This is a genomic window from Streptomyces sp. NPDC057623 (genome assembly GCF_042800355.1).
GTDB lineage: Bacteria > Actinomycetota > Actinomycetes > Streptomycetales > Streptomycetaceae > Streptomyces.
The window spans coordinates 17869-32066 of the sequence record NZ_JBHVGZ010000071.1 but is presented as its reverse complement, the minus strand read 5'-3'; the positions used below and the strand labels follow the sequence as shown (position 1 = coordinate 32066).

General features: G+C 72.7%; 12 protein-coding genes and 2 pseudogenes. 6 read left to right on the top strand and 8 right to left on the bottom strand.

Annotation, left to right across the window (positions count from 1 at the left end; genetic code table 11):
* Positions 1-110: 110 nt before the first annotated feature.
* The 5 genes from ACFU95_RS41745 (at position 111) to ACFU95_RS41725 (ending at position 6616) form a co-directional block, all read left to right on the top strand.
* Positions 111-2450 carry a SpoIIE family protein phosphatase gene (locus ACFU95_RS41745; protein WP_383839946.1) on the top strand — a complete coding sequence of 780 codons (2340 nt, stop codon included), beginning with the start codon at positions 111-113 and terminating at the stop codon, positions 2448-2450.
* 2 nt (positions 2451-2452) lie between these two features.
* Positions 2453-3421: a LacI family DNA-binding transcriptional regulator gene (locus ACFU95_RS41740; RefSeq protein ID WP_383839943.1), complete on the top strand. Its 969-nt coding sequence runs from the start codon at positions 2453-2455 to the stop codon at positions 3419-3421.
* 149 nt (positions 3422-3570) lie between these two features.
* The gene (locus ACFU95_RS41735; protein ID WP_383839940.1) at positions 3571-4812 is read left to right on the top strand and encodes an ABC transporter substrate-binding protein; all 1242 of its coding nucleotides are present in this window, start codon (positions 3571-3573) and stop codon (positions 4810-4812) included.
* Positions 4809-5789, top strand: coding sequence for a carbohydrate ABC transporter permease (locus ACFU95_RS41730; protein WP_383839937.1), 981 nt, complete (start codon positions 4809-4811; stop codon positions 5787-5789). Before ACFU95_RS41735 ends, ACFU95_RS41730 begins: the two co-directional genes overlap by 4 nt.
* On the top strand, positions 5786-6616 hold the full coding sequence (locus ACFU95_RS41725; protein WP_383839934.1) for a carbohydrate ABC transporter permease: 831 nt from the start codon (positions 5786-5788) through the stop codon (positions 6614-6616). Before ACFU95_RS41730 ends, ACFU95_RS41725 begins: the two co-directional genes overlap by 4 nt.
* A 60-nt stretch (positions 6617-6676) precedes the next feature.
* Here ACFU95_RS41725 and ACFU95_RS41720 read toward each other — a convergent pair.
* Positions 6677-6925 (bottom strand): annotated as a pseudogene (locus ACFU95_RS41720) (Tat pathway signal sequence domain protein); the annotation flags it as partial.
* On the opposite strand from ACFU95_RS41720, the pseudogene ACFU95_RS41715 reads away from it, so the two are divergent.
* Positions 6926-7210: pseudogene (locus ACFU95_RS41715) on the top strand (DNA-binding protein); the annotation flags it as partial.
* Between the two features lie 12 nt (positions 7211-7222).
* Here the strand turns inward: ACFU95_RS41715 and ACFU95_RS41710 are convergent.
* From ACFU95_RS41710 to ACFU95_RS41680, 7 genes are read right to left on the bottom strand one after another with little or no spacing between them, the layout of a single operon-like run.
* Positions 7223-8320 (bottom strand): flavin reductase, encoded by a 1098-nt coding sequence (locus tag ACFU95_RS41710; protein WP_383839932.1) that lies wholly within the window; start codon positions 8318-8320, stop codon positions 7223-7225.
* Positions 8321-8342: 22 nt separating this feature from the next.
* Positions 8343-9158 carry an ABC transporter permease gene (locus tag ACFU95_RS41705; protein ID WP_383839929.1) on the bottom strand — a complete coding sequence of 272 codons (816 nt, stop codon included), beginning with the start codon at positions 9156-9158 and terminating at the stop codon, positions 8343-8345.
* Complete coding sequence (locus ACFU95_RS41700) at positions 9158-9928, bottom strand: ABC transporter permease (RefSeq protein ID WP_383839926.1); 771 nt, start codon at positions 9926-9928, stop codon at positions 9158-9160. The genes ACFU95_RS41705 and ACFU95_RS41700 overlap by 1 nt, the downstream gene beginning before the upstream one ends.
* Entirely contained in the window at positions 9925-10902 is a 978-nt protein-coding gene (locus ACFU95_RS41695; RefSeq protein ID WP_383839923.1) for an ABC transporter ATP-binding protein, read from the bottom strand. The genes ACFU95_RS41700 and ACFU95_RS41695 overlap by 4 nt, the downstream gene beginning before the upstream one ends.
* Positions 10899-12014, bottom strand: a complete 1116-nt coding sequence (locus ACFU95_RS41690; RefSeq protein WP_383839920.1) for a hypothetical protein — start codon at positions 12012-12014, stop codon at positions 10899-10901. The genes ACFU95_RS41695 and ACFU95_RS41690 overlap by 4 nt, the downstream gene beginning before the upstream one ends.
* Positions 12011-12823, bottom strand: coding sequence for a hypothetical protein (locus tag ACFU95_RS41685; RefSeq protein WP_383839917.1), 813 nt, complete (start codon positions 12821-12823; stop codon positions 12011-12013). The genes ACFU95_RS41690 and ACFU95_RS41685 overlap by 4 nt, the downstream gene beginning before the upstream one ends.
* Positions 12820-14049, bottom strand: a complete 1230-nt coding sequence (locus tag ACFU95_RS41680; RefSeq protein WP_383839914.1) for a M16 family metallopeptidase — start codon at positions 14047-14049, stop codon at positions 12820-12822. The genes ACFU95_RS41685 and ACFU95_RS41680 overlap by 4 nt, the downstream gene beginning before the upstream one ends.
* Positions 14050-14198 lie beyond the last annotated feature (149 nt).

The window sequence follows — 14198 nt, the reverse complement described above, 5'->3', positions numbered from 1 at the left end:
CTCACACTCCAGCCACCCCCGCCGTCACCGTCTTCCCCCCATCCTCCACCCCCGTTTCATGCACAGGAATCCGACTTGTCCGATTCATCCGTGACGCGCACGCTGGAACCGTGTGGTCACCAGATGCCGCGACAGCCACCATCAGCCTTCAGGGCATCGTCACGGGGTGGAGCGAGGGTGCTCGGCTGCTGCTGGGGTACCGCGCCGCCGAAGTCGTGGGGCGGGGCGCGGCCGACCTGCTCGTGGATCGGGAGGCGACGGGCTTCTCCCCGGTCGGCTCCCAGGAATGGAGCGGCACGGCGGCCCTCCGGCACCGCGACGGTCACCGTGTCGAACTGACCCTGCACGCCCATCCCTCCCTGGACGGCGACGGCGCGACCCAGGCGTTCGTCGTCACCGCCACCACCGGAACCGCGTCCTCCGACCGCGACCGGCGGATGGTGGAGTGGGCCTTCGCCCAGTCCTCGATCGCCCTGTCCACCTACAACGCCACGTCGGGCGCGTGGCGGCTCAACTCGGGCGCGGAGACCGACCCGCTGGGTGAGGCGCGCTCCGACGAGGGCTTCCTCAGGTGTGTGCGGCGAGTCGCCGAGGAGGCCATGCCGATGCGGTACGAGGGGTTCGCCCCGGCACCGCCCGCCGCCACCCGGCAGCGCTCCTGGATCGTCGAGCTGTGGCCCGTCAAGGACCCCGTCTCGGGCGAGGTGGCCGGGGTCGGCACCGCCGCCTTCGACAGCAGCGAGCAGTACGCCGCCCGGCAGCGGCTGGCCCTGCTGAACGAGGCGGGGTCCCGCATCGGCACCACGCTGGACGTCGCCCGTACCGCCCAGGAGCTCGCCGATCTGGCCGTCCCGCGGCTGGCCGACTTCACCAGCGTGGACCTGCTCGACTCCGTGATGCGCGGGGAGGAACCGGTGCCGGGCCCGGTCGACGCCGCCGTGGTGCTGCGCCGGGTCGCCCACCAGTCGGCCGCCGAGGGCGGGGGCGTGCCCGAGGCCGCCATCGCGCTGGGCGGGATCGACACCTATCCCCCGTTCTCGCCGCCGGCCCGCTCCCTGACCGGCGGGCGGCCGGTACTGAGCGGCGCTGACGACCCCGACTTCGCCCGCTGGGTCGGCGCGCACGAGGCACGGGCCGCCGTCGTCCGCGAGCACGGCTTCCACTCGGTCATGGCGACCCCGCTGCGGGCCCGGGGCATCACCCTCGGTGTCGCGGTCTTCGTCCGCGGCAAGGGCTCCCCGCCCTTCCAGCACGACGACCTGATCCTCGCCGAGGAACTCGCGGGCCGGGCCGCCGTCGGCGTGGACAACGCCCGCCGCTACACCCGCGAGCGCACCAACGCGCTCACCCTCCAGCGCAGCCTGCTCCCCCGTGACCTGCCGAAACAGGCGGCCGTCGAGGTGGCGTACCGCTATCTGCCCGCCGGTACGGGCGCGGGCGTCGGGGGCGACTGGTTCGACGTCGTCCCGCTGTCGGGCACCCGGGTCGCCCTGGTCGTCGGCGATGTCGTCGGGCACGGCATCCACGCCTCCGCCACCATGGGGCGGCTGCGCACCGCCGTACGCACCCTCGCCGACGTGGATCTGCCCCCGGACGAGCTGCTCACCCACCTCGACGACCTGGTCACCCATCTCACCTCGGACGACGACAGCGCCGTCCGTGACCTGCCGTACACCGGCGGGATCGGCGCGACCTGTCTGTACGCCGTCTACGACCCGGTCTCCCGGATCTGCACCCTCGCCAGCGCCGGCCATGTCCCGCCCGTCCTGCTGCTGCCCGACGGCACGGTCAGCGTCGTCCGTCTCACCCCGGGTCCGCTGCTGGGGGTCGGCGGGCTGCCCTTCGAGGCGACCGAGCTGGAGCTGCCCGAGGGCAGCCTGCTCGCCTTCTACACGGACGGCCTCATCGCCCGCGACCGCGACATGAGCGTCGGTCTCGAACGGCTCTGCGAGGCCATGTCCTCCCCGGTGCCCTCTCTGGAGGCCACCTGCGACGCCGTCCTCAGGGACATGCTCCCCGACAGCCCCGCCGACGACGTGGCCCTCCTGCTGGCCCGCACCCGTGCCCTGCACGCCGACCAGGTCGCCGCCTGGGCCCTGCCGTCCGACCCCGCGATCGTGGCCGACGCCCGTGCGCAGGCCACCCGGCAGCTCGCGGCGTGGGGCCTTCAGGAGGCGGCGTTCGTCACCGAGCTGGTGGTGAGCGAGCTGGTCACCAACGCCATCCGCTACGGCGGCGTACCGATCGGACTGCGCCTGATCCGGGACCGCACCCTGATCTGCGAGGTGTCCGACGCCAGCAGCACCGCCCCGCATCTGCGCCGCGCCCGCACCTACGACGAGGGCGGCCGCGGGCTGCACATGGTCGCCCAGCTCACCCAGGGCTGGGGCACCCGCCAGACCCCCACCGGCAAGACGATCTGGGCCGAGCAGCCCCTCCCGGTCGGCTGACCATGACCGAGCACACCCGCGACCGCACGACACCACCGGCCGGGGCGGACCACGCCACGCACACCCTCGGTCTGCTCTACCCTCCGTCCGGCCGCAAGCGGGACTACACCACCATGCAGCTGGCCTTCATCGGCGGCGTCGCCGAGGCCGCCGCCGCCTACGGCTACGACATGCTGCTCTCCCCCGCCGACACGCTCGACGACGACTCGTTCCGGCGGATGGTCGGACAGCGGCCGGCGGACGGCGAGCCGCGCGTGGACGGCGTGATCGTGATGGAGATCCGCCGCGAGGACGGCCGGGTCGAGTATCTGGCCGGGGCGGACTTCCCGTTCGTGGCCATCGGCCGCAACCACCGTTGTGACGGGGCGGGCTGGGTCGACCTGGACTTCGCCGGACTGGCGAGCGGCTGTGTACGGCACCTCGCCGACCTGGGCCACCACCGGATCGCCTTCGTCAACCGGTCGGAGCAGTTGTTCAACGTCGGCTACGGCTTCGCCCGGCTCGGCCACGAGGGCTACACCACCGCGATGACGGACCTGGGCCACGAGCCGCGCGCCTACCTGTGCGGTGACGACCTCGCCTCGGGCGAGGAGGTCGTGGCGCGGATCCTGGCCGACGACCCGGCCACCACCTCGCTGGTCACCCTGAACGAGGCGGCCCTGGAGGGGGTCTACCGCGGGCTGACCCGGCACGGCCGCAGCGTGCCGCGCGACTTCTCGGTCGTCGGTGTGGCGGCGAGCCCCTGGGCCGAGCAGGTGATCCCGCAGCTCACCGCCGCCGAGATCCCCGCCAAGGAGATGAGCCGGGTCGCCGTCGAGCTGATGGTGGAACGCCTGCGCTCCCCCGGCTCGACACCCCGGCACGTCCTGCTGAAACCCCTGATCACGCTGCGCGCCAGCACCGGGCGTTGTCATCCCCTGCCCGGTTCGGAACCCGAGCCCGAATTCCCCGATTTCGACATGGATTTCTGATACGTCGGGACATGCCGGGCCATCGAGCCGCCCGAGCTGCTCCGCACGCCCCTTGGAGCAGCACACCCGTTCTATCCGCACACCCGCTGTATCCGCACACCCGTTGTATCCGCACACCCGCTGTATCAGCACACCCCTTGGAGGGCACCATGTCGTACCCGGTCGACCGCCGCGGCTTCCTGCGCAGCACCGGTGCGGGAGCCGCCGCCCTCGGCCTCGGCGGGGCGCTGGCCTCCTGCGGCGGCTCCGACGCGCCGAGCACGACCACCCTCACCTGGTGGGACTACTTCACGCTGGACAACTTCCAGCCCGGCATGACCCGTCTGATCAAGGACATCGAGGCCGGGGTGCCGAACGTGCGGATCGAACGGCGGACCTTCCCGTTCGCGGAGCTGGAACGGCAGATCACCCTGGGCGCGATCTCCGGCGACCTGCCCGACATCGCGATCGTCGACAACGTCTCCATGAACACGCTCGGCGGCAGCGACCTGCTCGCCGACCTCACCGGCCGGGTCGAGGAGTGGGGCCAGGCCGACCAGTACTACAAGGGCCCCTGGGACGGCTGCCAGGTCGGCGGCCGCACGCTCGGCATCCCCAACCAGAGCAACTGCCTCGCCCTCTACTACAACACGCGGATGCTCCAGGACGCCGCCGTGGAACCGCCCACCACCTGGGCCGAGTTGGCCTCCGCCGCAGAGCGGCTGACCAGCGGGGACCGGTACGGGCTCGCGCTGAGCGCGATCAGGACCGAGGAGGGCGTCTTCCAGTTCCTGCCGTTCCTGTGGCAGGCGGGCGGCGACCTGGACACCTTCGCCACGGACGGCGCCACCGCCCTGTCCTTCCTCGACGGCCTGGTCGCCAAGGGCTCCCTGTCCGAGCAGTGCGTCGGCTGGACCCAGCAGGACGTCAACACCCGCTTCCTCAACCAGCGGGCCGCCCTCCAGATCAACGGCCCCTGGCAGATCCCCACGCTGAAGGAGGCCGACTTCGACTGGGCCGTCGTCGCCCTGCCCCGGGACAAGGAGGCGGCCACCTGTCTGGGCGGCGAGAACTGGGTGCTGATGGCGAGCAGCGACCATCTGGACAAGGCGTGGGAGGTGCTGGAGTACACCCAGCGCCCGTCGGTGCTGACGCCGTACCTCGTCTCCTTCGGCAACCTGCCCGCCCGCAAGGACCTCGCCGACCGGGGCGCCTGGGCCTCCGACCCGGCCCTGCGGCTCTTCCTGAGCCAGCTGCCCGTGGCCCGGCCACGTCAGTACGGCGCGCACTACGCCGACGCCTCGCAGGCCGTCGCGGAGGCGGAGCAGGCCGTACTGACCGGCTCGGCGGCCCCTTCGGCCGCGGCGAGGACGGCGGCCGTCAAGATCGACAAGGCGTTGGGCGAGCGGTGAGAGGGCGCCAGGCCCTCGCGCTGGAGATCCGCCGCCGAAGGGCCGGCCTCACGCAGGCCGGACCCGGTCCGGTTCGAGGGCCCTCCGCGCGCCGCCGACGTACCGGCTACCTCTTCTGCCTCCCGGGCCTGGCCTTCCTCGCCCTGTTCCTGGCCTACCCGCTCTTCTACAACGTCTGGACCTCCGTCCACGACGTGCGGCTGAGCGGCCTGCTCGGCGGTGCCGAGCGCTTCAACGGCCTCGCCAACTACCGGGCGGTCCTGGACGACCCGGCGTTCTGGCACTCGGTGCGCCTGTCGCTGGTCTTCACCCTGAGCTCGCTGGTGTGCCAGTTCACCCTCGGCTTCGCCCTGGCCCTGCTCTTCGCCCGCCCGTTCCCGCTGAACGGCCTCCTGCGCTCCCTGCTCCTGGTGGCCTGGCTGCTGCCTCCCATCGTCAGCGGCACCCTCTTCCGATGGCTGCTGGACGCTGAGTCCGGCGCGTACAACGCCCTGCTGAAGGCGGTCGGCCTGGGCCCTCTCGCCCACGACTGGCTCACCGACCCGTCCACCTCCCTGGCGGGCGTGATCCTCGCCAACATCTGGGTCGGCGTGCCCTTCAACATGCTCCTGCTCCTGGTCGGCCTGCACACCATCGACGCCGAGCTGCACGAGGCCGCCGCCCTCGACGGAGCCAACGCCTGGCAGCGCTTCTGCCGCATCACCCTGCCCCTGATGCGCCCGGTCTCCGTGAGCGTTCTCCTGCTCGGCCTCCTCTACACCTTCAAGGTCTTCGACCTGGTCTTCGTGATGACGGGCGGCGGCCCGGTCGACGCCACACGCGTGCTGTCCCTCTACGTCTACGAGGTCTTCTTCCGGTTCTTCCGATTCGGCGAGGGCGCCGCCGCGGGCCTGCTGCTGCTCGTCGTACCGCTGCTCACGGGCGCCCTCTACGTACGACGACTGCGGCGCGAGGACGCGACGGGAGGTTCCACGTGAAACCTCCCCGCCGTCCGTGGCTGCTCACGGCGGTCGCCACGCTGATCACCGCGGTCTTCCTGCTGCCGGTGTACTGGATGGCCAAGACCAGCCTCACCCGACCGGACCGGATCCTCACCCCGACCCCGCAGTGGCTGCCGGCCCCGTTCAGCGTCGAGAACTACCGGGCGGCGCTGGACTACGAAGGGCTGACCCGGGCCCTCCTCAACAGCGTGGTGATCTCCAGCGGAGTCGTGGCCCTCACGCTCCTGCTCGGCGTCCCGCTCGCCTACGCGCTCGCCCGCGTCCGTGTGCGCGGCTCGGGCGCGATGGTGCTCGCGCTGCTGGTCGCCCAACTGCCGCCCGCCATCGTGCTGGCGGCACCTCTGTTCATCCTGGAACGCCGGGCCGGCCTCACCGACTCCTACCTCGGCCTGATCGCCGCCGACACGACCCTCACCCTGCCCTTCGCGGTGATCGTGCTGCGCCCGGTACTGCGGTCCTTCCCCCCGGAGCTGGAGGAGGCCGCGCTGGTCGACGGCTGCGGGCTGCCCGGCGTCCTGCTGCGCGTCGTCCTGCCCGTCATGGCGCCGAGCCTGGTCGCCACGGCCGGGCTGTGCTTCCTGATCGGCTGGGGCGAGTTCCTGTTCGGCCTCACCCTGGCCGAGGGTCCGGACGTCCAGCCGGTCACCGTCCTGCTGAACGCCTTCGTCGGCCAGCACGGGACGGCGTGGGGTGCGCTGATGGCGACGGCCACCCTCATCAGCGTCCCGGTGGTCTGCGTGTTCGCCCTCTTCCAGCGGTTCGTCGTGGGCGGGCTGACGGCCGTCCGGGGGTCCTCGCGGTGACCTCCCCGGCGCGCGGATCCGGCCGGGCGGGCCGGTCGGGGTGGCCATCCCCGCTTCGGTTCAGACCCGCAGCGGGTTGGAGCGCACGGCCGCCATCAGATGCCAGGCCGTCGCCCCCAGGTGGCGGTACGGGTAGTACCCGAAGCCGAACCCGGTGTCGAGCGGGCTGCTGGCCGACACGACCCCGGACCGCTCGGGAAGCGCCCGCCCGCCGACGGTCTGGCCGCCCCCGAGCAGATCCTGGGCCCGCTCGGTGGAGTCGATCAGCCGCCGCGCCCGCGCCTCGTCCCCGCGTCCGCCCCGCTCCCGCTCGTACGACGCACACCCGAACTCACCGAATGGCTCGCCGCAGCCGAGGCCGAGGACATCCGCGTCATCACCAGCTCCGTCACCCTCGTCGAAGCCCGCGACCCCAAGACCGGCCAGGCCCGCTTCGACTAGGCCGTCTCCCGCGTCATCATCGTCCCGCCCACCGAAGCCATCGCCCGCAACGCGAGCAAGCTCCTCGCTGCGGCAGGGCTGCACGGCCACAAGTACGCCCTCGACGCGATCGCAGCCGCCACCGCACTGGCCTCGCCCGCCCCCGTGAGTGTCAACGAGTGCTGATCACCGTGGCAGGACGGCCGGTATCGCGGTGGGCCGGTGCCAGTCGCGGCGGAAGTGGATCAGTGGTGGTGTGTCGGAGAGCGTCGCGGCCTCCAGCCGACCGGTGAGGATGCTGTGGTCGCCGCCCGGCAGAACCTGGTGGCTCGTGCAGGCAAACCTGGCGGCCGCGTTGGCCAGGCCGGGCAGACCGAGTTCCAGGGGGACCAGCGCGGCCTCGGCCTCGGTGCGGTCCGGTCGGGCGAAGTCCCGGGCGACGGCGGCCTGTTCGTGTCCCAGGACGTTGACGAGGTAGCGGCCGGATGTACGGAACACCTCGTGGGCGCGGCCAGAGCGGCTGACGCAGACGAGGAGCAGCGGCGGCGCGGCGGACAGGCTGCACACCGCGCTGGCGGTGAACGCCCGCGCCCGGCCCTGTTCGTCCCAGGTGGAGACCACGGTGACGGGAGCGGCGAGGCAGGCCATGGCGTCGCGGAACGCCTCCACGGTCAACGGTCCGGGCGGCACCGCGCCGGGTTCGCCGAGCAGGGTGTCGTGGATCCGCGCGGCCAGCCCCCACCGGTCCGCATCGGCGAGTTCCAGACGCGTGACCGGGCCGGTGGTGAGGTCGGCCCACGGGTCGGGGTCCGGGTAGGGGACGGCTGTGTCCTCGGGTCTCGTCACGATCGTGACCGGGCAGGTGAGCCGCGGTGACGGGCCTGAGTGGCGGATGCGCGCGGGCGCCCCGCCGGCGCGGTCGCCGCGGCGCTGAGGCGGCCCGTCGGCCGACAGGAACAGGTGCTCGGGCTGCCGGTGCCCGTCGCCCACGAGTCGGTGCGCGGCCTCGTATCCCAGCAGGCCGCCCGGGCCGTGGCCGTACACGGCGTACGGTCCGCCGTCCGCTTCATGTGCGATGCGGGCCACGACGGCGTCGACGGTCTCCTCGAACATCCGGCGCGACGGGGCGCGGTGCCGGCCGTCCCGGCCGGCCGGTTCGACGGGTACGGGGATGAGCTCAGGCCGCAGCCGGGTCAGCGGAGTCGGGAAGAGACTGGCCGGGTCCCCTTCGTCGGCGAGGCAGAAGAGCTTCACGGGCGGGGCTGGCGGAGCGGGATCGTTCACTTTCTCTCCTTGGTCGGGGCCGTCATGCCCCGTAGTCGAAGGAGCCCGTGCGGCGCCCCCGCTCCCGCACCAGGCGGACCGCCACCGAGGCGAGGAGCAGCCACAGGACGCCGGTCAGCAGCGCGAGGCCGAGGGAGCGCGCCACGTCCGTGGTGGCGTGCCCGGCCATCAGCTCACGGATGGCGGCCAGGGCATGGGTCAGGGGCAGGACCTCGCTGACCGCCTGGACCCAGGGCGGCCAGAAGTCCACCGGGACCTGGACGCCGCAGATCGCCATCATCAGCAGATAGGCGGTGTTGGAGACGACGTTGCGCGCACCGGGCAGCCCGATGACGACGGCCGACAGGACCAGCCCGACGCCGTAGGTGCTGAGGGCGGTGACGACGATCAGCAGCGCCAGCGCGGGGACCTGAGCGGCCCTCGGGCGGACGCCGAAGGCGGGCGCGAGGACGAAGAGGGTGACGAGCGCGGTGACCGCACCGCTGACGGGCTGGTACAGGCCCCTGCCGAACAGCACCGTGCCCAGCGTCGCGGGTGACGCCGCGAGCAGCGGGAACGTGCCCTCCTGCCGTTCGCGCACGCCGTTGGTCACGACGGTCATCGTCTCGATGACGCACGCCATGACCGCGTTCCCGACGACGAGATACCGGGTGCGCTCGGGCGATCCGAGCATGACGCCGATGAGGGCGAAGAACGTCACCTGCGACAGCATCCGGCCCAGCCAGCCGATGGCCCACGAGCGCCAGGTGTACGTCTGGCGGAACTCGGCCGCCGACGTGGCCGCCGCGTAGCGCACCACCCGCAGCTGTCCCACCAGGGATCCGGTCAGGGTACTCATCACACCTCGGAGAGTGTTCCGGCGGCGCGGGCCTGCCGCAGCGCCCGGTTGACGGCGAGAAGTCCGGCGAGGGTGCCGGCCAGGCCCAGGCCGGTGATGACGGCCAGGCTGAGCCCGGCGTCCGGCACGGGGGCGGTGGACAGGGACTGCCGCAGCAACTCGGCGCTCCAGGACAGGAAGACGACCGAGGACAGCGGCCGCAGCCACTCCGGCAGCACGGAGACCGGCACCAGCACGCCGGCCAGCAGATAGAAGGGGTAGGTCAGGGTGTTCTGCATGAGGCGCGCGGTCGGTGCCAGGACGAACAGCGCCGACATGAGGGTCGCGGTGCCCGCCATGGCGAGCGCGGAGGCGAGCACGCACAGGACGAAGACCGTGCCGTGCACGACGGTCAGGCTGATCCCGAAGCCGGCCCGGGCCACCAGCCAGGCCTCCACGAAGCTCACCATGCTGATCGTGGTCACGGCGCCGATGCGGCCGAGGACGACCGGGAAGAACCGGGCGGGCGTGGCCACGAGGGCCTCCAGTGTGCCCCAGGACCGCTCCCTGTTGATCACCTCGCCGGCGATCAGCAGGGTCATGTCCCACAGGGCCATGAGGACCGGCGCCAGGACGATGCCGGCGGCCAGGTCCCGCCGTCCGGAGTACTCGCTGATGGACAGCAGGACCATCGTCATGAGCGGGGCCCGTACGAGGATGAGCAGCACGTCGGGGCTGGTGCGGGCGATGGCCAGCTGGAAGCGGACCGCTCCCCACAAGGTGGTGATCACGCGGACACCCGCATCTTCCGGCCGCCGACGACCCTGAGGTACAGCTCCTCCAGGCTGGGCGGCCCGGTGCGTACGGTGCTCATGCCCCAGTCGACCAGCAGGGCGAGGACCACGCGGGTGGCCTCGGCACTCGCTGTGTCGACGCACAGTTGTCCGTCCCCCGGGCGGCGGACCACGGTCACCTCCGGCAGGTCCGCGATCTCCGCGGCCAGCCGCGAAGGTACGGACCGGGCCTCGATGCGCTGACCGCCCGAGAGCCGCCGGGCCAGGTCGCGCGGGTCGCCGGAGGTGAGGACGCGGCCGCGGTCGATGAGGGTGACCTCGTCGCAGATCGCCTCGGCCTGGGCCATGTCGTGGGTGGTGATCAGGACGGTCCGGCCCTCGGCCCGCAGGGCGCGGACGAAGTCGCGGAAGTCGTCGGCCGCGACCGGGTCCATCCCGGTGGTCGGTTCGTCGAGCAGCAGCACTCGGGCGTCGCCGATCAGGCCGCGGGCCAGGTGCAGCCGCTGCTTCATGCCGCGGGAGAAGCCGCCCACCCGTTCGCCGGCGCGCTCGGTCAGCCCGACCCGGGCCAGCAGGTCCGTGATGCGGGTACGCAGTTCCCGGCCGTGCAGTCCGTGCAGGGCACCCCACAGTTCGAGGTTCTGCCGGGCCGAGAGGCGGCTGTACAGTCCGCGGTCGCCGCCGAGGACCAGGCCGATGGAGCGGCGTATCTCACGGGGCCGGTCGGTGACGCCGTGGCCGAGGACGCGGGCGGTGCCGGAGGTGGGCAGCAGGGTGGTGGAGAGGATCTTGCACAAGGTGCTCTTGCCGGCTCCGTTGGGGCCGAGCAGCCCGTGCACCGTGCCCGGGGTGACCGACAGGGAGAGTCCGTCCAGGGCTGTCAGGGTGCGGGCGCTCCCGCCGCGTCCAACGGTGAACTCCCGGCGCAGGTCGATGACTTCGACGGCGGGTGGCAGGGTGGTGGTGGTCACCGGACGGCCTCCAGACGTTCGAGGACGGCGAGTGCCGTGTCGTAGGCGTCGCGGCTGACGACCTCGTCGCAGACCAGCAGGAAGTCGGCGACGGGGGTGCGCAGCAGCGTGACGCCGTCGCTGTCGTAGCGGGTGGCGCGGGGGCCTGCGGCCGGGTCCTGGCGCCAGTTCAGCAGCAGGCCCGGTACGGGCAGTCCGGCGCGCAGCCGGCCGTCGACGGTCGCGGTGTCGGGGGCCTCGGACGCGCGCTTTGCGTGCGCCGCGGCCTCGCGGTGGGACAGTTCGTCCGCGGCGGGTTCGCGCAGGAGGTCGCACAGGTCGTCCAGGGCCGCGCCGGTCCCGTCGCCGGTGTAGGTGAGCAGTTCCAGGAGTTCGGGGGCGAGCCGGTGGGCCGTGGCCGCCTCGGCGAGGGGACCGGGCTCCGGCGGGCTGTGCGTCAGGAGCATGAGGACGTCCACCGCGTCCTTCGCGTTGAAGGGCCGCTGGAACCGTTCCTCGGCCACCGACAGGAGGTCCGCGAGGGTCTGGTCGTCCGGCAGGGTGTAGCGCGGCGGCACGGTGCCGCCGAGGTCGCCCGGGAACGACACGGTGGTCAGTTCGACGGCGCAGGGCTGGTCGAAGAGTTCGTCCTCGGACGGCCATTTCAGCGCGAGGGTGACATCGGTGCGTCCCTCGTGCCCGGTCAGGGCCAGGTCGATGCCCTCGACCGGAACCCGGTCGCACAGGATCCGGGCCGCCTGCCACAGCTGTTCCTCCGTCTCGAAGTCGAGGTCGAGATCACCGACGGGGCGCAGCAGGTCCGCCGGGTACCAGCGGGCGAGCGAGGGCCCCTTGGCGAGGCGGACGGCGGGTACGGCCGACCGGACGGCGTCGCACAGGTCCGCGTACTGTGCGGCCCTCGCCCGTGCCCTGCGCAGTTCGTCACGGGTTCCGGGGCCCAGGGGCACGTTCTCCCTGGCCGCCGCCGAGATGAGCAACTGGGGCAGCCGGGGGGAGACGGTCCTGCCGCGGCGGATCAGTTCCCGGCGGCTCTGGTGCTCCGGCACGCCGAGCAGCCGGTACAGCATCTCCAGGGTGACCTCGGGCGGGGCGCTCGCGCGGGAGCCGGTCACGGCCGCGCCTCCGGTCGGGGTGCCGGGGCCCACCAGTAGGCGTGGTCGAGGCTCCAGCCGTTTTCCAGCAGTCTGGTGACGATCCGCCAGGTGTCCTTGCCGGCCTCCTCGGGGTCGGACGCGGCGGTGTGCACGACGTTGCCGATCAGCGGGCGGCCGAGAGCGTGGGCGTGGACGGCGGCGGCGCGGCTCAGTTCGGCCGTGGCGAGTCCGGTGTCGGGGGCGCCGTCGACGAGGATGTCGACGAGTTCGACGACGGCCTCTCCCGTCGTCTCGTCGTCGCACTCGGTCAGGAGCGTCGCGTGACCCACGGTCCGGCCGCCGTGCCGGGCCATGAGGGACACCCGGCCGGGCAGCGCGCACAGGTCGTCGGCCGCGGCCCGAGCCGCGGCCTCGGACACCGGACGCCGCACGTCCACACCGGCGGCGACGAAGGCCTGTGTCAGCCAGACCCGGACCAGTTCCTCGTCCGCGGGCCGGTCCGCGAGGGTCACGGCGGGCCGGTCCGCGAGGGTCACGGCGGGCCCGTCCGGCACCGGGGGCAGTTCGCCTTCGCAGCGCACATAGGTCAGATGGCGGCGCCAGGGGGCGGGCAGCGACACGTCCGGCGGGGTCCGCAGCAAGGTGCTCTCGGCGCCGGGATGCTCGCGGTGCAGGGCGGCGCGCACCGCCTCCAGCACGGCGGGGTCCTTGAGCGCGCGCTCGCCGGCGTCCTGGACCAGGACGTGGCTCTCGCCGGTGACGGCGTCGGTGTACGGGCCCGCCGTGACGTCGGCGAGCAGGTCGTCGGGGTCGGGCATGCCGCTCACGCCGCCTCCGGCCGGACCGCGACGGCCAGGTTTCCGCGCAGGCTGCCGGCGGCCCGCGCGATCTGCTCGGGCGTCACCGCGCGCAGCGCCGCCCGCGCCTGTTCCAGCGACCAGTCGGCGCTGCCGCCCCGGATGCCCAGCGCGGTGAGCCGGGCGCGTTCGAGCGGCATCTCCGCCTGGGTCACCAGACGCATCTCGGCCTTCCGCCGGGCGACGGCGAGCTCCTCCTCGGGCAGTCGGCCCTCGGCCAGGTCCGCCAGCAGCCCTTCGACGATGTCCACCAGCCGCCCCACGGCCTGCGGTTCCACTCCGACGAGCAGCCGCCAGACCCCGCATTCGGTGTAGGAGCGGTTCCACGCCTCGAAGGCGTACGACAGGGCTTCCTCGACGCGCAGCTTGCGGTAGAGCAGCGACGACGGGCTGGAGCCGAGGAGCGTCGCCAGGACCGTGTACGCCTCCTTGTCGGCGGCCTCCAGCGACGTGGAGCGTCCCGCGAAGCAGGTCCAGGCGAAGTCGGGACCGGACGGGCCCGGCGGGGTCAGGTCGGGGGCGGGCAGCGGCAGGGACGGCACGATCGCGGCGGCGGCGTCATGGGGCGCGAACGTGTCCAGGAGGTCGTCGAGCCCGTCGACGGGGCGCGGTCCCACCACCACGAGGGCCTTGGGCCCGTTCAGGAACCGTGTCCGGTGCTCCTCCTCGACGGCGGCGGCGGTCAGCTCCTGCAACTCCTCGATCCGCCCGCCGATCGGCCGACCGATCGGGTGGCCGGGGAACAGCTTCTCGAAGACGACATCCTGGACGAGGTCGGAGGGGTCGGCCGCGGCGGTGACCATCTCCTTGACGACGACCTCGCGTTCCGTCTCGAAGACCTGCGCGTCGAAGGCGGGCTCCAGCACGCAGTCCAGCATCATCGCCAGGGTCTCCGGCGCGTCCTCGGCGGCGACCTGGGCGTGGAAGAGCATGGTCTCCAGGCCGGTCTCGGCGTTGGTGGTGCCTCCCCTGCGTTCGACCCACTCCGCGAACGAGGGCCGGCCCGCCTTCGGCAGCGAGAAGAGCAGGTGCTCCAGGAGATGGGCGACGCCGCAGCGGCCCCGGGGGTCGAGCCGGGCACCGTACCCGACGGACAGGCAGATGCTGGTGGTCTCCAGGCTCGGGTCCAACACACTGACGACCGGCGGGCGGATGCGTTCCGCGACGGTCGACGGCGTTTGTCCGGCGGTGGGCATCCGGATTCCTTCCTTTCGAAGATCTTCGGAGATCGGAGATTTCGGAGAGCACAAAAACCAAGCGGTGGCGCCCCCGTTGCCCCCTGGCGGGCCCCCTCGCGCCCCAGGGTCTTTCAGCCTTTTTTTCCGTCTTCCTCGTTCCCACCCTT

Coding starts and splice junctions, on each gene's coding strand:
- ACFU95_RS41705 (WP_383839929.1), bottom strand. CDS start 9,158: ATGAGTACCCTGACCGGATCCCTGGTGGGACAGCTGCGGGTGGTGCGC.
- ACFU95_RS41680 (WP_383839914.1), bottom strand. CDS start 14,049: ATGCCCACCGCCGGACAAACGCCGTCGACCGTCGCGGAACGCATCCGC.
- ACFU95_RS41740 (WP_383839943.1), top strand. CDS start 2,453: ATGACCGAGCACACCCGCGACCGCACGACACCACCGGCCGGGGCGGAC.
- ACFU95_RS41735 (WP_383839940.1), top strand. CDS start 3,571: ATGTCGTACCCGGTCGACCGCCGCGGCTTCCTGCGCAGCACCGGTGCG.